Origin of the sequence: Sulfurimonas sp., from assembly GCF_047622445.1 — a bacterium.
Classification (GTDB): Bacteria; Campylobacterota; Campylobacteria; order Campylobacterales; family Sulfurimonadaceae; genus Sulfurimonas.
Map to the genome: position 1 here is coordinate 16,153 of NZ_JBLHOE010000003.1, position 18,115 is coordinate 34,267.

The 18,115-nt window shown below is 33.9% G+C and carries 16 protein-coding genes; 14 read left to right on the forward strand and 2 right to left on the reverse strand.

The window, feature by feature from the left end; genetic code table 11:
• The first annotated feature begins 13 nt into the window (after window positions 1-13).
• Together ACI9TV_RS01165 and ACI9TV_RS01170 are read left to right on the forward strand one after the other, a co-directional pair.
• On the forward strand, window positions 14-238 hold the full coding sequence (locus tag ACI9TV_RS01165) for a hypothetical protein (protein WP_415248927.1): 225 nt from the start codon (window positions 14-16) through the stop codon (window positions 236-238).
• 213 nt (window positions 239-451) lie between these two features.
• Window positions 452-640, forward strand: a complete 189-nt coding sequence (locus tag ACI9TV_RS01170; protein WP_415248928.1) for a hypothetical protein — start codon at window positions 452-454, stop codon at window positions 638-640.
• Between the two features lie 179 nt (window positions 641-819).
• Here ACI9TV_RS01170 and ACI9TV_RS01175 read toward each other — a convergent pair whose 3' ends face one another.
• Together ACI9TV_RS01175 and ACI9TV_RS01180 are read right to left on the reverse strand one after the other, a co-directional pair.
• A complete protein-coding gene (locus tag ACI9TV_RS01175) occupies window positions 820-1,665 on the reverse strand; it encodes a thiamine pyrophosphate-dependent enzyme (protein ID WP_415248929.1) in 846 nt (281 codons plus the stop codon).
• The gene (locus ACI9TV_RS01180) at window positions 1,662-4,217 is read right to left on the reverse strand and encodes a 2-oxoacid:acceptor oxidoreductase subunit alpha (RefSeq protein WP_415248930.1); all 2,556 of its coding nucleotides are present in this window, start codon (window positions 4,215-4,217) and stop codon (window positions 1,662-1,664) included. The genes ACI9TV_RS01175 and ACI9TV_RS01180 overlap by 4 nt, the downstream gene beginning before the upstream one ends.
• Window positions 4,218-4,430: 213 nt before the next feature.
• Between ACI9TV_RS01180 and ACI9TV_RS01185 the strand changes: the two genes are divergently transcribed.
• From ACI9TV_RS01185 to ACI9TV_RS01240, 12 genes are all read left to right on the forward strand, one after another.
• Window positions 4,431-4,898 (forward strand): hypothetical protein, encoded by a 468-nt coding sequence (locus ACI9TV_RS01185; protein ID WP_415248931.1) that lies wholly within the window; start codon window positions 4,431-4,433, stop codon window positions 4,896-4,898.
• On the forward strand, window positions 4,899-5,792 hold the full coding sequence (gene nfo, locus ACI9TV_RS01190; protein WP_415248932.1) for a deoxyribonuclease IV: 894 nt from the start codon (window positions 4,899-4,901) through the stop codon (window positions 5,790-5,792).
• Between the two features lie 16 nt (window positions 5,793-5,808).
• Complete coding sequence (locus ACI9TV_RS01195; protein WP_415248933.1) at window positions 5,809-7,542, forward strand: ATP-binding protein; 1,734 nt, start codon at window positions 5,809-5,811, stop codon at window positions 7,540-7,542.
• 103 nt (window positions 7,543-7,645) lie between these two features.
• Window positions 7,646-7,894 carry a hypothetical protein gene (locus tag ACI9TV_RS01200; RefSeq protein WP_415248934.1) on the forward strand — a complete coding sequence of 83 codons (249 nt, stop codon included), beginning with the start codon at window positions 7,646-7,648 and terminating at the stop codon, window positions 7,892-7,894.
• Between the two features lie 269 nt (window positions 7,895-8,163).
• Window positions 8,164-8,553, forward strand: coding sequence for an NAD(P)H-quinone oxidoreductase subunit 3 (locus ACI9TV_RS01205; RefSeq protein ID WP_415248935.1), 390 nt, complete (start codon window positions 8,164-8,166; stop codon window positions 8,551-8,553).
• Window positions 8,535-9,044, forward strand: coding sequence for a NuoB/complex I 20 kDa subunit family protein (locus tag ACI9TV_RS01210; protein ID WP_415248936.1), 510 nt, complete (start codon window positions 8,535-8,537; stop codon window positions 9,042-9,044). The genes ACI9TV_RS01205 and ACI9TV_RS01210 overlap by 19 nt, the downstream gene beginning before the upstream one ends.
• Window positions 9,044-9,850: an NADH-quinone oxidoreductase subunit C gene (locus ACI9TV_RS01215; protein ID WP_415248937.1), complete on the forward strand. Its 807-nt coding sequence runs from the start codon at window positions 9,044-9,046 to the stop codon at window positions 9,848-9,850. The genes ACI9TV_RS01210 and ACI9TV_RS01215 overlap by 1 nt, the downstream gene beginning before the upstream one ends.
• A gap of 11 nt (window positions 9,851-9,861) precedes the next feature.
• Window positions 9,862-11,103: an NADH dehydrogenase (quinone) subunit D gene (nuoD, locus tag ACI9TV_RS01220; protein ID WP_415248938.1), complete on the forward strand. Its 1,242-nt coding sequence runs from the start codon at window positions 9,862-9,864 to the stop codon at window positions 11,101-11,103.
• On the forward strand, window positions 11,103-11,324 hold the full coding sequence (locus tag ACI9TV_RS01225; RefSeq protein WP_415248939.1) for an NADH-ubiquinone oxidoreductase subunit E family protein: 222 nt from the start codon (window positions 11,103-11,105) through the stop codon (window positions 11,322-11,324). The genes nuoD and ACI9TV_RS01225 overlap by 1 nt, the downstream gene beginning before the upstream one ends.
• Before the next feature lie 9 nt (window positions 11,325-11,333).
• Entirely contained in the window at window positions 11,334-13,367 is a 2,034-nt protein-coding gene (locus ACI9TV_RS01230) for an FAD-dependent oxidoreductase (RefSeq protein WP_415248940.1), read from the forward strand.
• A gap of 10 nt (window positions 13,368-13,377) precedes the next feature.
• Entirely contained in the window at window positions 13,378-15,630 is a 2,253-nt protein-coding gene (locus ACI9TV_RS01235; RefSeq protein ID WP_415248941.1) for a 2Fe-2S iron-sulfur cluster-binding protein, read from the forward strand.
• Entirely contained in the window at window positions 15,623-18,112 is a 2,490-nt protein-coding gene (locus tag ACI9TV_RS01240) for an NADH-quinone oxidoreductase subunit G (protein WP_415248942.1), read from the forward strand. Before ACI9TV_RS01235 ends, ACI9TV_RS01240 begins: the two co-directional genes overlap by 8 nt.
• Window positions 18,113-18,115: the final 3 nt, after the last annotated feature.

Sequence of the window (18,115 nt, forward strand, 5' to 3'; positions counted from 1 at the left end):
TAAAAGGTAAATTATGATTAAAATAGAAGTTCGTTATGTTAATGGAGACATGAGTGAGTTTGAAGAAAATGATAGTTTTATATCTAATCTCAGAAACTTAGAAAGTAAAGGTCTTGTAGGAAAAGCATTAATTGATAGTTTGATAACTGATGACTGGGGTGTTCCTCCATCAGGCATTATTATAAAAGGAAAACGAAGCAATGGTGCTGTTATTAAAGAAGTTATTAACTACAATTAGCATTTATTTAAGTTGCTTTTTTTCTCCCAGGCTATGCTTGGGTGTGAAAATTTAACTACTTGACTTACACTATTTTGGTCTTAGATTATTAGAGCAAATATTATCTTTCCCTCTAACACCATCTCTCATATAAGACTTTTCTAAATTCCCTACTTTTTGCTATACAGCATAACTATAACAAAATAAATAATTTTAAAAAATTAAGAGATTTCTTTGAAATTCCTAAAATTAGGAAGTTTAGAAGAAAAAACAATCCCCTCAACAATCTTCAAAAAGGTAAATTTTTTATTTAAAGGACAAGAGATGATACAGGCACAAATTGAGAATGAGTTCATAGGTATAGACGGTATAAATGAGGTTAAGAAAATGTACAAAGAGTTAGCAAGAAAAGCTTCATCCTGATGTAGGAGGCTCAACAGAGCTTTTTAAAATACTAAATACAGTATATAACCATATTTTAGAAAATGGTATCAACTTTTCAAAAGATGGCCACTATGATATTACTATAACTATTATAATGTATAAATTCATAGATACTTCATTGTATGACAGGAAGTCATTTTTTTAGACACCTTTAAAAATCAATAACTATCAAACTGCTCTTGTATTTTTGCTAAATCGTGATGATGGGCATACAAAGGTTCCATACTACCAAAGCGTACACGTTGCTCAAAAGTGCTATTAATATTTTTGTAAATTATACCAAGAGGCATTGGTGTTCCTTCAAGTACTTTTTGGATAGCTGCACTAAGGTTACTACTATCGTGAGAGTCCTCTAATATATAGCTATTATCTTTAAACCATTTATATGTATTGGTTTTATTGAAGACTACACATGGCTGTAAAATATCTATAAGAGCATATCCCGGGTGTAAAAAAGCGGCTTTTAATATCTCTTTTGCATGTTTAATATCTCCTATATTAACACGGGAGACAAATCCAGCTTTTAAAGCTAACGCAACACTTAGAGGATTAAAAGGTTCACTACCGACACCATCAACCTGAACCTTACTTGTAAAACCTTTTTGACTTGTAGGTGAAGCTTGACCTTTAGTAAGTCCATAAACCATATTATTGTGAACAATGTGAACGATATTGACGTTACGACGAATCGCATGAAGAAAATGGTTACCACCTTCACCATACATATCACCATCGCCACCTTCAGCTATGACTGTTAACTGTGGATTAGCGGCTTTTAGGGCTGTTGCAACTGGTAAAGCTCTCCCATGTAAGACACCAAACATGTTTACATCAATATAGTAGGGCGTTTTCGCCGCCTGTCCAATTCCTGAAACGATAACCGTACTTCCTTTGTCCGCCTCTAATTCAGCAAGAATCTCTGTGACTAGCTTCAATATCCCAAAATTACCACATCCTGGACACCATGCTACATCTACATTTTCTCTATTAAATGAATTGCTCATGATAACTCCCTTAAAACTTTTACAATCATATCTTTAAGCTGATCAGCAAAAAAAGCGAAGCCATTAAACTGCAAAATTTGTTTGTCAATTTTAATACCATACATTTTTAGTCTCTGAGTAAAAGCTCCATCTGCATTGTTCTCGACAACTATTATATGTTTATAATTTCTAAGAAAGTTCAGATGTTCAGGGTTTAGTGGATGTATCCATGTAAAATGAACCTGAGTTAAGTGAGAATCATCAATCATCTTCAAGGCTTCAGAAATAGCACCCTGCGTGGATCCCCAGCCAATAACTGCAATATCTCCATCTCCATAACATTTTGGAGGGATAGCTTCTTCTATTAATGCTGTTTCTTTTTTTGAACGTTTTAAGGCCATTTGTACTCGTTTGTTATAATCTTCAGTGATTTGACTTCTTTCATCATGTTCATGACCCTCTGAACAGACAAGTCCTATACCAAAACCTGGAATTCCTCTCGGACTTACACCATTATCTAAATCTATATACCGTTTATATGTGTCTTTTGTTTTTGTAATGTAACGGCGTTGCTCATAGGATGCAAAATCAACATCTTCAATCATTGACATAGAATCAGCTAAATACTGATCAGTTAAAAATATAACAGGCAACTGGTATCTGTCTGCTAACTCAAAGGCAAGGTAGGCATAATCAATACATTCTTTAAGATTACCTGGTGCTAACAAGATTCTTTGAAATGCTCCATGACCTGAATGAAGTGCTAAATTTAAATCACCTTGTTCTGTTCGCGTAGGCATCCCGGTTGCTGGACCTGGTCTTTGAGCAAGATATATTACAGCTGGTGTCTCACTCATACCTGAGAGACTTAAAGCTTCACTCATCAGAGCAAATCCACCCCCAGATGTAGTTGTTAAAGCACGTGCTCCGCCATACCATGCTCCAAGCACCATATGTAAAGATGCTATTTCGTCTTCACTTTGTTCTACTACTATGTCAAATTCTTTTGACATGGATGCCATAAAGTTTAAGACACCGGTAGAAGGTGACATTGGATAAGAAGCGACAAAGTTACATCCTCCTGTTAAAAAACCAAATCCAGATGCTGTTGTTCCATCCATCAGGTGAAGTTTAGAAACTTCTTCTTTAGACACTCTTGGAATCTTGGGTAAGGTTGAACTATCTAGTTTCATTCCTGTTTGAAGGCCGATTTTAACTGCCTCAACATTTTTTTTATCTTCAGTAAAATACTTAGTTACACTTTCCAATAAAGGTTCTGCTTCAATGTTAAGTAATCCAAAAATCACACCACTAATATAGGTATTAGCATAACGTGGGTTACCAAGCTTTTTAACTGTTTCTTTTATAGCAATAGAGGTAGAATTTTTATCCCTTGATATCTCATCTGCTAAAATAAGTGTCAAGCTTGTACATCTATTTTCTGCATGTTTTAAAGCTAGATTATCTATGGCAATAAATATATCTACATCCCAGCACGCCGCTTTAATAGGGCAATCAGAGATGCGAATTAGTATAGTATTACTTCCACCGCGAACCCTTGACATATACTCCTTGCTAGAGAATACATAATATCCAGCATTTTTCAAAGAATTATTTAGGATTTTTTCTAGAGTTTCAATTCCTGTACCTGCCGCTCCTCCGATGAGTATAGAAATACTTGTGGATTTATTGTCATTATCTTTTTCTTTCTCTATTGATAGTTTTACGGGCTTTAAAGTGGATTCAGATAGAAAAGGAAGGTCAAATTTTTTGGCAATTGGAAGTTTGCCTACAATAGGTTTTATAGAATTAACTGTTTTGCTAACAACCTCTTCTTCTTCTTCTTCTTCTTCTTCTTCTTTGTAATTAGATTTATCTCCCCAGGTTATTTTACCTCCGTAGTACCCAAGTATGATGACATTTATACCTGTAACTAGGACTATGAAGTGGTAGGTAATACCTAGCGCAGATAGATCATAAACAACATTTGGATTTGTTACGTAAATCATAATTCCGATTATTCCAAGTAAGAGTGTTATCAATGAAACAATGATTTTTATAATAAAGGGGCGAGCTTTTGAAAGGTTATAATTAATCCACCAGCTTAAAAGGCCTGTTATCATAGCCAAAAGTCCTAAGACAGTGGCGACAAAAAAAGTATAATATACTGGGAGAGCATAAGCCTCTTTTGGATTAAAAAAGAATAATATGTCTAATACAGCTGCAAAAATATGTAAGACTATTGGAAAGTGAGATACCATTGGATGAGGATGGTATTTTTTATACCAGACTCTAAGTCTCTCTTTTAAAAGTTTTTTTGATTCTTTGTTAGTATGAGTTAAAGTCTTTTCTTCTTCAAAGACTGCGACAACTGGAAATTTTTCAAAAACATCATCCCCATGCGGTGCATTTTCCATCATAGGGGTTAAGTCCAATCCAGCATTATGCATACCTTCGTGCTCTCCATTTTTCCATAGACTACTCGAAGTTACATCGTATACCTTCCCTTTATAAGCAATATACGCTTTCTTGCCATTGCGACCGTTGTGTACGCTAAGTTCATCTTTTGTCATAATTAATCCTATAAAGTTAGGTTTGCTTGTACTATGCACAGAATAAATATGGTCCTAAGCTGGTGTTAATTTAAATATTTTTTCCTGAAATATAATATATTCTTATTATATTTTAGCTTATGAAAATAAAAAAGTATCAAAATAAAACATATTAGATTAAAGATGTAAGAATAATTTTTAAATATCTCATAAAAATCTTGCTACAATTCAATTATGAAATATATTTTAATGATTCTCATGCTTTTTTTGAGTGCTTGTAGTATAAAAAATTATGAAAAAACACAGGCAAAAATAATTATTATAAAATCTTTGAAAATTAAGTTTGCAGATATCGGATACCTGAGAAGTACTGATAAAGCGATAGAACTTGAGATGTTTATTGCTGGTCATGCAGTACAAAAAATACAGATTAACCATCTTATCTGTGTAAAAGAGGGCTGTATGAGTAAGGGTGGATTTAATGAGGATTATCTTCATCATTCATATCCAGATGATATACTACAAAATATATTATTAGGGCATGAGATTTATGATGGAAAGTCAAAATCTAAGACAGACTCAGGTTTTGAGCAAAAGATAGTAAATGACGATGTAGATATAAAATATAGAGTAAATGATAAAGAGATTTTCTTTAAAGATTCAAAAAATAAAATAATTTTTAAAATCAAGGATACCAAGTAGATGAAAGAACATACTAAATTTGTTGGAGCACATACGAGTGCAAGTGGTGGAGTTTTTAATGCAGTTAATAACGCAAATGAGATTGGAGCTAAAGCTTTTGCTTTGTTTACAAAAAATCAAAAAAGATGGGATGCAAAGCCATTTGATGCAAAAACTTTAGATACTTGGTTTGATGTTTTAGAAAAAAGTGGAATTCAACCTAAACATATACTTCCTCATGATTCTTATCTCATAAATCTTGGAAATCCTGATGCAGAGAAATTAGAAAAAAGTAGAGTTGCTTTCATAGATGAACTGGAACGTTGTGAGACACTTGGTCTTGATAGATTGAATTTTCACCCAGGAAGTCATTTAGTAAAATTTAAAGCAGCAGAAAAAAGAGACCCCGATTTTGTACAAAAAATAGAAAATGAATGTTTAGACCTTATAGCTGAATCAATAAATTACGCACTAGATAAAACTACTAATGTAAAAGCGGTGATAGAAAATACAGCGGGTCAAGGAACAAACCTTGGATATAAATTTGAGCACTTAGCATATATAATTGATAGAATTGAAGATAAATCCCGTGTAGGTGTTTGTATTGATACATGTCATATGTTTACAGCGGGATACGATATAAGAACTCGTGAAACTTATGACAAAACATGGAGTGATTTCGAATTAATAGTTGGTTCAAAATATTTAATGGGCATGCATATAAACGATTCTAAGCCACCGCTTGGAAGTCGTGTAGATAGACATCATTCACTTGGTTGTGGTGAAATAGGGCTTGATGCTTTTAGATTTATTATGAATGATTCTAGAATGGATGATATTCCACTTGTGTTAGAAACAATTGATGAGAGTATTTGGAAAGAAGAGATTGAGTTACTTTACTCATTTGTAAAATAAAAGGCAAAAGAAAAGAATGAAAAGTTTAGTAAATTTTATCTCTGCGCAAGATATAGAAAAGTCTGTAATCTTCGAACATTTAAAATGTTCGAAAACAGAAGCAAATATACTTCAGGATTTAGCTAAAAAATATATGACTGGTGAAGATGATGTATTAGTGTTAGATATTTTACAAGATTTATTTCCAAGTGACAAATACGAATATCTTGATAATTTATCGGAGATTAAAGAACTTTTAGAACTGGGTTGGTTACATCAACAAAGTTTTACACCGATTAAAATTTCTGAGGTAGCATCCATAGAGCTTCTCAATACATCAGTGGGACTTTCGTCATCATTTTTGAAACTATTAGAAATGGGTACCTTAGAATCTGATTTACCAGATATTAAACCTTATGGCGATCACTTAGAGTATTTACAAGATCAATTTTTTAGAATTGAGTTATACCAAAAGATGAGTACGATTCGTCAAAATGTTCATGAGCATTCATTGGGTATAGATAGAACACAAAATAAGCTGAATTTACTTGAAAAACGTATTGAAGAGAGAGTAGAACAAACATCTGAAAAACTCGTTTTAGATAAATTTTTTAAACAAAAAAAGATGGAACTAAAAGAACAGGTAATTTTTATAGCACTTTTACGTGAAGAATATAGCGCAACAGATACTTCTCTGCGTGAAATGAATGCTCTTATAGAACTCATTTCACTTGATGAATATGAAAGAATTAAAAACCGTTCTCTTCTTGAAGATGGATCAAATTTAATCAATGCTGGCATTATTGATTATGAAGAGATGTTAAATCCTTTTGGTGGAATATCACGTGCTTTTTACATTGTTGATGAGGTACTCCAAAGTATAATTCACCCACAAAAGAATAAAAAAGTAAGACGTTTAAAGCTCAATGCTCTCATTGATGAACAAGATATTTTTGAACTCATAGAACCTGATACATCTCTTGATGATGTAGTTTTAAACGAAAAAACTGAGGAAACACTAGAAAACCTCATGAGACAAATGGACAAAGAAGTAGTCGCGCGTTTAGTGGAGTGGGGAATTAAAGACAAAAAGAGTGGAATAGATGCGAGAATCATTTTTTATGGTGCAGCTGGGACTGGTAAGACTATGACAGCATATTCACTCGCTAAATCACTTAAACGTCAGGTTTTAGCTTTTGATTGTTCAAAAATTCTTTCTATGTATGTTGGTGAAAGTGAAAAAAATGTACGTAAAATCTTTGATACCTTTTATGATCTAAGTGAGAAGACGAAATCCGAACCGATACTTTTACTTAATGAAGCAGACCAATTTTTAGGTTCTCGTTCAAGTGGAAATATTACAGGTTCAGATCAAATGCACAACCAGATGCAAAATATTTTTCTAGAGCAAATCGAAAACTTCAAAGGTATGCTGATAGCTACAACAAATTTACTTGAAAATATTGATAAAGCATTTTCTAGAAGATTTAATTATAAGATAGAATTTAAAAAACCAAATGAACAACAAAGAATTGAGCTTTGGGAAATGATGCTTCCAGCAGATGCACCATATGATAAAGATATAGATATACCCGCACTTGCAAAGTACTCTTTAACAGGTGGTCAAATTAATTTAATTGTAAAAAATACAGCATATAAAGTTGCAGTAAGTGAAAAACCAATTTTTTATCAAAAAGATTTTATTAATGAAATAAATAGAGAAAAAGATGGTAACTTTGACAGTGAAAAATCAATGGGTTTTTTAAAGTAATAAGTGTGTAAATGTTCTAATTGATGAATATTTATACAGGTAGAAATCAATTTTTGTCCTTAAGTGTGTAATAATCCCACATATAAAGAATAAAGGATTTTCTATGAAAAGTAATATATTGAAATTAGTCGTAATATCGGGTCTTTTCGTAACACTTCAAGCTTCGAGTGATGGAAGCTATTTTAAAAAAGTACAAAAAGAAAGAGATCGAATTTCTGACAAGAGAGACTTAAAAGCAGAAGCTAGAAGATGGAATAATGATTTTGACAAGATGCTAAATAGACGTGCATTTATAGATAAATCTCGTGAAATTAGAACCTCAATACGAAAAGAGGTTCAGAGAATATTTTAAAACAATGCTATATAAAATATTGTTCTAAATATTTTATATAGCAACTTCTTCCTTAAAAAAAACAGTGTGTAAATTAGTGACACTAGTACCTCGTTTTATCTCCTAAATTTCTTTTTTTTAAAGCACTTTTAGTTATAGTGCAAGTAACTGTTTTTTCTTACATACCCTAAAACAGATCTAAGCTCCTAGTTAAGGTCTGCATATGTATGAAAACAAATATAAAAAGAACTTGATTCCAGGGGTTTAGTTCTTATAAAAAGGTAGGTTATATGGATCATATTGCTACAGCAAATCCGTATTTTGGTGTATTTGTACTGTTCGTAATCACATTTGGTGCATTTTATGCAACAACTGTATTGGCGCGTTTAGCATCTCGTGCATTAGCTGCAAAAGATAGCGAAAAAATTAAATTATCGGTTTACGAATGTGGACCAGAAGTAACAAGACAACCAAATAGAATTTCGCCACAGTTTTATCTGTTCGCACTTTTATTTTTACTCTTTGATGTTGAAATCGTGTTTATGTTCCCATGGGCAGTAGATTTTAAACTTTTAGGATGGTTTGGTTTTGCTGAGATGTTAATGTTTATATTATTATTAACTATCGGTTTTGTATACGCATGGAAAAAAGGAGCACTTGAATGGCACAACATAAAGTAAATTATTCACAAGATGGTGGACTTCCAGTTGCACTAACAAGTATAGATAAAATCGTAAACTGGGGTCGTTCAAATTCAATTTGGGCTCTTACTTATGGTCTTGCTTGTTGTGGTATTGAGATGATGGCTTCTGGAGCTTCAAGATTTGACTTTGACCGGTATGGTACGATTTTTCGTGCTTCACCACGTCAAGCAGATGTTATGATAGTTGCTGGAACACTTACAAAAAAACACGCTGAGTTTATTAAGCGTTTATATGATCAAATGACTGAGCCTAGATGGGTTATTTCAATGGGTTCATGTGCAAATACTGGTGGTATGTTTAATACATATGCAACTGTTCAAGGTTGTGACAGAATTATCCCTGTTGATTTATATCTTCCAGGTTGTGCACCTCGTCCTGAAACGCTTCAGTATGGTGTAATGCTATTACAGAAAAAAATCCGTGCTAATCATGCTTCTAAAGCGCAAAAAGCAAAAAGGTTAATGTAATGAGAGCGTATAAGCCTAAAGATAATGTGCAAGCAAAAGCATACTATACAGATAGATTTTACGTGTCTCCTCAGGTTCCTCGCCAAGATGCTGCTAGTGATGAAGTTTTTGCTAAAGATTTAGAAGCAATATCGTCTAAGTTTACAGTAAATGATTCTTACATAGAAGTGGGGCAAATGGTAATTTATATCAATGCTTCTGATATCTATGGCGTACTTGAACTTATGAGAGATGAATTAACGTATACGCAACTCACTGAAATGAGTGCAATAGACTGGATAGCAAAAGATAACACTTTTGAAATCTTTTACCAAATGTTAAGTATGACAAAGCGCAAGCGTATTCGTATTAAATATTCTATTAGAAATGGTCAAGCTGTTGATTCTGTAGAAAAACTTTTCAGATCAGCTGATTGGTCAGAGCGTGAAATGTTTGACATGTTTGGAATCGAAGCTAATAACCATCCATTTATGAAAAGAATTCTTATGCCATATGACTGGCAAGGAAATCCACTTCTTAAAACATATCCATTAATCGGTGATGAATTTGCTGCGTGGTATGAAGTAGATAAGATTTATGGAAAAGAAGCAAGGGAAATAATTGGCCCAGAACTCCGTGATACTGCAAGAATCGATAGATATGATTCAGAGCGTTTCGCACTTTTAGGGCATGAAGTACCTAAGGGAACTAAGATTACAGGTAATGAACCTAAAACTGAGAAAGCGTACCAAGAAGAAGGTGGCGTATTCTTAATTAAAAAATATGATAAAGATGAATCAACAATTGTTGATGATCCTCAAAGATAGGGTGGTAAAATATGGCACAAGTAAAAAATAGATTAACACCATTTTTTGAAAATATTACATTTGATAGAGATGATAATGAACTCGTACTAAACTTTGGTCCTCAGCATCCATCTGCTCACGGTCAGTTACGTTTAATGCTTCACCTTCAGCAAGAGCAAATTGTAAAAGCTCATCCAGATATTGGGTATCTTCACCGTGGTATGGAAAAGATGGCTGAAAACATGATTTATAATGAATTCATGCCAACAACAGATAGAATGGATTATATCGCTTCATCTTCAAACAATTACGGATTTGCATTAGCAGTTGAGAAACTTATCGGTTTAGAAGTTCCTCGTCGTGCTAAAGTTATTCGTATGATGCTTTTAGAAATTAACCGTTTAATGAGCCACCTTTTCTGGTTAGCTACAACAGCTCTTGATATTGGTGCAATGACAGTTTTTCTTTACGCATTCCGTGAAAGAGAATATTTGATGGATATTATTGAAGGATATTGTGGTGCGCGTCTTACGCATGCTGCAATTCGTATTGGTGGTGTTCCTTTAGATATTCAAGATGATTTTTTACACCAGTTAAGAACTTTTCTAAACAAGCTTCCTCAAAATATTAAAGATTATGAGGATCTTCTTGATTCTAACCGTATCTGGTTAATGAGAATGGAGGAAGTTGGTACTGTTTCCAAAGAAATGGCACTATCATGGGGTTGTTCAGGTCCAATGTTAAGAGCTTCTGGAGTACAGTGGGATCTTCGTAAAGAAGAGCCATATGAGCTATACGATGAAGTAGAATTTAATGTTCCTTGGTCTGACAAAGGTGATAACTTTGCTCGTTACCGTGTATACATGGAAGAGATGAGAGAATCTGCAAAAATTCTTTACCAAACAATAGAAATGTATGAAAGATGTGTAAAAGATGGACAAACTGATTTAATGGCTCACGCACCTAAATATATTTCAGCACCAAAAATAGATATTATGACTCAAAATTATTCACTTATGCAACACTTTGTTTTAGTTACACAAGGTATGAGACCACCAGTTGGTGAAGTGTATGTTGCAACTGAATCTCCAAAAGGTGAACTTGGTTTCTTTATAAACTCTCAGGGTGGACCATATCCATATAGATTAAAACTACGTGCTCCATCATTTTGGCATACAGGGATTTTAACAGACCTTTTACCTGGTCATTATATTCCAGATGTTGTTTCTATTATTGGTACTACTAATATTGTATTTGGTGAGGTTGATAGATAATGAAAAGATATGATTTAAGACATTTAAAAACAGAATTTCAACCAAGAATGAAAGAACTTCTTGGTACACATAAAGCCGGTGAAATAGCGATCTTTTTATTTGAAATAGGTGATTTTTCATCTGTTCAAGAATCTGCAGATTTAGTAAAAGAGTGTGGGTATGAACTACTTAACTCTTTAAAATTTAACGAAGTCGATTGGACTGTCGTAACAAAAAGATAGGAATTAGTTATGAGTAAAGTCTATTTTTCTACTTGGAATGGTGAACTGATTAACAATGTTGGTAAACCTGAAGAAGAGTGGGCAGAATCAGCATATAACTTACCAGCACAATACGATGACCATAGAGATTCTAAAGCTTTTATAGGTTGGGATGGTGTATCTTTATTTAATGAAGATGTGGATGTTATTCGTCTTGCAATGGAATATGCAGCGCAGTATCAAGTTTACTCTGAAGCTTGTGGAAGATGTGCACCCGGAAGATGGGGTGGACAAATTTTATATGATCAGTTAGATAAGATTGCTCGTGGCGAAGGTGCTGTGGCTGATTTAGATCACTTAAAAGAGATTGGTAAAAGTATGCAAATTACTTCAAAGTGTGAGATTGGAAAAACTGTTCCAAATCCTATACTTGATTTAATGACACACTTTGAAGATGTATTTATGGATTGTATCAACAATCAAAAACCATCAAAGCATTACGACAAAGATGCAAGCTATATAGCAAAAATTACAGCACCATGTACAGATGCTTGTCCTGCTCATGTTGATATCCCTGGTTATATTGAGGGTGTAAGAGATTTACGTTTTGATGATTCTCTTGAAGCAACACGTCAAACTATGCCACTCGCTCACGTTTGTGGTCGTGTTTGCCCCCATCCATGTGAAGATGCATGTCGAAGAACAAACCTTGATGAACCAATCTCAATTATGGCGCTTAAACGTCTTGGTGCTGATTGGGAAACTGATCATGGTTATGACTTTTTCCATCCAATGGATCAAAAACCAAGTAATGGTAAAAAAGTAGCTGTAATTGGTGGTGGCCCTGCTGGTCTTACCACTGCATACTACCTTGCAGCGGATGGTGTTGAAGTTGATGTCTATGAAGAGCTTCCCGTTCTTGGTGGTGAAGTTACTGTTGGTGTTCCAGAGTACCGTATGCCATGGGATAAGTACCTAAAAGATATTGAGTGTGTAAAAGATATGGGTGTAAACTTTATCATGAATCACAAGGTATCTGTAGATGATATGCTACGTTTTGAAAAAGAATATGATGCGACTATGATTGCATCAGGTACTCGTATTTCAAAGAAAGTTCGTTGTGATAACGAAAGAGCAGAAATACAAGGTTATTGGGGTGCTATTGATTTTCTTGATTGGGTAAATCTTTATGTGAAGTTTGATATTAAAACACCTATATCTGTTCAAAAACAACAGATGCTTAAAGATGATTTTGTTGACTTAACTGGTAAAGTAGTTGTTTGTGTTGGTGGTGGATTTACATCTATGGATGTAGTTCGTTGTTCTATCCGAGCAGGTGCTTCTCGTGTTATTATGGTGTATCGTCGTGATGAAAAAACTATTATACGTAATACAACGTATGAAGAGTATCATGAAGCAGTTGAAGAGGGTGTAGAATTTATGTTCCACTCTGCGGTTAACAAGATGAATGATGAAGGTGATATTTTAAAATCTCTTGATATTGATAAGTTTGAGCTTGTTCCTGATCCTGATGGCGGACGTGCTCAGCTTGTAAAAATTGATGGAGCTACTGAAAATATAGAAGTGGATTATCTTATCCCTGCGGTTTCTCAATCTGCTGATTTAGATTTTTTACCAGAAGACTGGCGCTTGGATATGACTTCATGGGCAACGATTAAAACAAATGGTAAAGACTACATGACATCTCGTAAAGGTATTTTTGCCTCAGGTGACTGTGAATATGGTCCAATGACAATAGTAAATGCTGTTGGTCAAGCTGTTCGTGGTGCATCTGTTATAAGTAGATATGTACATACGGGTGAAGTGACTTTAACTGATGATGAAATTATGGAAGACCATTTAGCTAAACTAAAAGTTTACAACAAGAAAGAAAAAATTGTTGGCTGGCTTCCAGGACTTCCTCGTGAACAAGCAGAAATAGTTGATGTAGATATCAGAAAGTTTAACAATGTTGAAGTAAATCTGGGCTATACACAAGAAGAAGCGATGAGTGAAGCTGATCGTTGTATGCGTTGTTACTACATCGCTATGGTTCAGGCGTAGGAGGTTGGATATGAGTAAAACAGTTAATTTTACTATTGATGGCCAGAATGTAGAGGGCCAAAAAGGCGAGACTATTTTACAAGTCGCGCGTAAAAATGACATCTATATTCCTACTATGTGTTACATCTCTAAAACTACACCTTGTGCTTCATGTAGAATGTGTTCTATTGAAGCTGAGGGACTTGATGGTGTAGTTCTTTCATGTAATACACCTCCAACTGAAGGTATTGCAATTACGACTAACTCTGAATTACTTGAAAATGAAAGAGTGAACATTATGAAGCTTTATGATGTAAACCATCCTTTAGAGTGTGGTGTATGTGATAAATCTGGTGAATGTGATCTTCAAAATAAAACTTTAGAATTCGATGTTGGACAACAAAATTTTGCTGCAAAAGATGTATCTCGTAAGGTAGAAAACTGGGGACTTATTAATTATGACCCATCACTTTGTATTTTATGTGAGAAATGTGTACATGTATGTAATGAAGTAATTGGCGATGATGCAATTGATGTGAAATTTGGTGGATATGGTTCTACTATTATTCCTAAAAATGCTGATAAGCTTGACTGTACATATTGTGGTGAATGTATCGCTGTATGTCCAGTTGGTGCACTTATAAGTTCAGACTTTCAATACACTGCTAATGCTTGGGAACTTAAAAAAGTACCTGCTACTTGTGCCCATTGTTCTGGTGGTTGTTCACTTGAGTATGAAGTCAAAGATGAAGGAATAACACGAGATGCTAGTATCTACAGAGTTAAAAATAATTTTGAATTTACAAATCTTTGTGGAGCTGGACGTTTTGGTTTTGATTTTGATAATAAAGCTACTAAAAATGAAGCTGATTTAGCAAAAGCTGTTGAAGCAATTGAGTCTGCTAAAGCTATTCGTTTTTCTTCAATGATTACAAACGAAGAAGCATATATGTTAGGCGAACTTAAAGAAAAGTTTGGAATGAAACTTTTTAATGAAGATGCACGTTTATATGCGAGCTTTATGAAATCATATAGCTCTGTTAGTGGTAAAAAACATCATAGTGGTTCACTTGATGCAATAAAACAAGCAGATGCAGCTATAGTTATTGGTACAAGAATAGCAACAGATAATCCAGCTGTACGGTATGCACTTACGACAGCATCACGTCACAATGGTGCAAAAATTGTATATGCGCATCCTATTGAAGATTCTCTGATGAAAAATACTGTAACACAGTTTTTAAAATACGAAGCTGCAAGTGAAGAAGGTGTTATGGCTCTTCTAGCGAATGCTATTTTAAAAGATACAGACTTATCTGATGAAGAAAGAGTGTTTTTTAATGATCTTGATTTAGGCTACTTAAGTGCTGAGAGCAATATCGGTGAAGAAGAATTTGCATTTATGATGAAGTCATTTACTCGTGCTAAGAATCGTGTTCTTATAATTGGCTCAGATATGATGGCACATTCACGTGCGACAAATATTGCAAAACTTGCAGCAATGATAGAAAAGTACAGTGAATTTTCTTTAGTTGTTGTGCCTGCGCAAGTAAATACTTTAGGTGTATCACTTATCAATTCTCTTGACGCGGATGAAGATATGGCTGATGATGTAGTCGGTTATAACGCTAAAGGAAATTTTGTTATTTCATCTTTAGAGTTTGCAAACTTAAGCATTCCATCATTAAATCAGCAAGAGGGAACATTTGTAAGTATTGACAACAAAGTACTTCCAACAAATGTTGCACTTGATTTTGATGGTTATACATTACGTGATATCGCTGAGGCTTGTGGTATTAAACATAAAAATACAATTGACTGTACTGCATCTTTAGATGTAAAATCAGGATTCAAAAAAATTGAGTTTGATGCATTAGAAAACTTTTTATCTGTATATGGAGATGACGAAAGAGGTTATATCCTTGATGAAGTTGAATGTAAGATGCATGGTTCATTAGAAGAAATAGAAGATTTAGCAGAGTTTAACGGTACTGTTATTTATCACTCTAATCCAGTTTTACAATTTAATGCGTATACTAACACTACAAAGCAGTTAGAACGTGACACATCGTTAAGAGGTTCTGCTCAATTTGCACAGATTGCAAAAATATCTGATGGTGAAAAGGTAGAAATAAATTTCGGATCACGTACGATTACTAGAGAGTTTAAATTAGATGAAGATTTAAAAGGGACTATCGCTTTAAATCCAACATTTGATATCGCAATAGACTCTAGTCTATACAGATTTGAAAAATCCAAAATAATGAGAGTAACAAATGAGTAATATTACAATCAATATTGATGGTAAAGAGATTCAAACGCAAGAGGGTACATTTGTTTTAAATGCTGCTCGTGCGAATGATATCTTTATTCCAGCAATATGTTATCTAACAAGATGTAGTCCGACACTAGCATGTCGTATATGTCTTGTTGAAGTTGATGGAAAACAAGCATATGCTTGTAATGCAAAAAGTAAAGATGGAATGAGCATTACTACTTCAACTGAAAATATTGAAAAAGAACGCCGTGCTATTATGGAAGTATATGATGTAAATCATCCTCTTCAATGTGGTGTGTGTGATCAATCTGGTGAATGTGAGTTACAAAACTATACATTAGAACTTGGAGTTGATTCTCAAAGTTATACAGTAAAAGATGTTGCAAGACCTTCACACGATTGGGGACACTTACATTACGATCCGGGTCTTTGTATTGTTTGTGAGCGTTGTGTAACTGCTTGTAAGGATATGATTGGTGATAATTCTTTAACTACTATTGCTCGTGGTGGTGATCCACTTGCTGCTGATTATAAGGCTGAAATGCCAAAAGATGCATATGCAATGTGGAATAAGCTCAACAAGTCAGTTATCGGTTTAACAAACGGTACAGATGTTCTTGATTGTACTTCATGTGGAGAGTGTGCAACAGTTTGTCCTGTTGGAGCACTTGTAGATACAGAGTTTATGTATAAAGCAAATGCTTGGGAATTAAAACAAGTTCCAGCTACTTGTGGTCATTGTTCTGCTGGTTGTCAAATCTCTTATGAGAAAAAAGTAACAAGTATAGAAAACCCTGAAGATAAAATCTACCGTGTAATGAATGAATGGAACTATGTTTCACTTTGTGGTGCTGGTAGATATGGATTTGATTATCAAAATACTGACGTAACTAAAGATGAAGCTGCGTTTGATGCTGCTATTGAAGCGTTTAAAAAAGCAGATACAATTAATTTTACTTCAACAATTACAAATGAAGAAGCATTGATACTTGAGCAATTAAAAGATAAATTTGGTTATAAGCTTGTTAATGATGAAGCAAAAGCTTTTCAATCATTTTTAGCTAATTATGCGACATTAAGTGGAAATCGTTTATATGGGTCAGATTTAAAAGAAATGGCAAGTAGTAACTTTATAGTTTCTATCGGAGCTGCTCTTAAAACAGACAACCCAAATGCTAGATATGCCTTTAATAATTCTCTTACAGTAAACAAAGGTGCAGGTTTATACTTCCACCCAGTAAGTGATCCAATTATTGATGGCATGGGTAAAAATCTTATGAGTATTAAGCATCAACCACTTCAAGAAGAAGCGGCTTTATATCTTGTTCTTGATTTATTTGCAGATAAAGAAAATTTACCTTCTGAAATTGTTGATTATTTAGCATCATTTCATTCTATGAAAACTATTACAGTGACTGAAACTGTAAAAGAAAAAGTTATAGAGATTGTTAAAGAGATGAAAGTTAATGAAGAAACTGGCGAAGAAGAGGAAGTGGAAGTAGAGAAATCTAAAATGGTTCCTAAAAAAGTAAGTAAAGATGTTGAAGTTGATGATAACAGACTTCTTTCACTTGTTGGAGCGCCTGAAGCTTTTACTGAAAATTTAGAAAAATTCTTGAAGAAGAAAGAAACTTTTTCATTAGTAGTTGGAGCTGATTTATATAATCATCCAAATGCTAAAAACTGTGCAAGATTAGTTGCTTTAATTGAAAAATACTCAGAGTTTAAAATTGTAATGATTCCAACTCTTACAAATACTCTAGGTGTTTCACTTATCAACACTTTATCAGATGAAGCTGGGTCTTACTCTATTGGGTACAACACTAAGGGTAATTTTACTCTATCAGCACTTGGTAATGGTGACTTAGATATGCCAGCAATTAATCAGCAAGAAGGAACACTTACTTCTATAAATAAAAGAGTGAACCCTACAAATGTAGCAATTGGGTACGGTGGTTATGTTTTAAATGATATCGCAAATGCTCTTGGTTTAGTTGCTGAGAATACGATTGATTATACAAGTGAATTACCAACTTCTAAAGGTTTTAAAGCTCAAAACTTTGATGATCTTCCAAATTATTATACAAACGCGGGTGAAGAGATGCGTGGGTATGAGCTTAAAAACATGGGTAGAAAATCTTCAGCAGATGAAAGTGTTACAAAAATTGATGAAGAAACTTCTATGAATGAAAATCTTATCTATCTTGCAAACCCTGTGAGACAGTTTAATGACTTTACAAATAAAACTACGTATCTAGAAGAGAAAAGTGGTATCTACATGAGTGAAGAATTCTTAAGTAACTCAGAACTTAACGCTGGAGACAGTGTAAAAGTGAAGAGTAACAACGGTGAAGTAACGGCAACTATTATTAGTGATAATAAAATTGCTGGAGATATTACTCTTATCCCTTCATTTGATTCAAATCTAAATTTAGAAGCTCTGTTTAGCGGTTACCGTTTTGCTACAGCTTCGATTATAAAGGTGTAATAT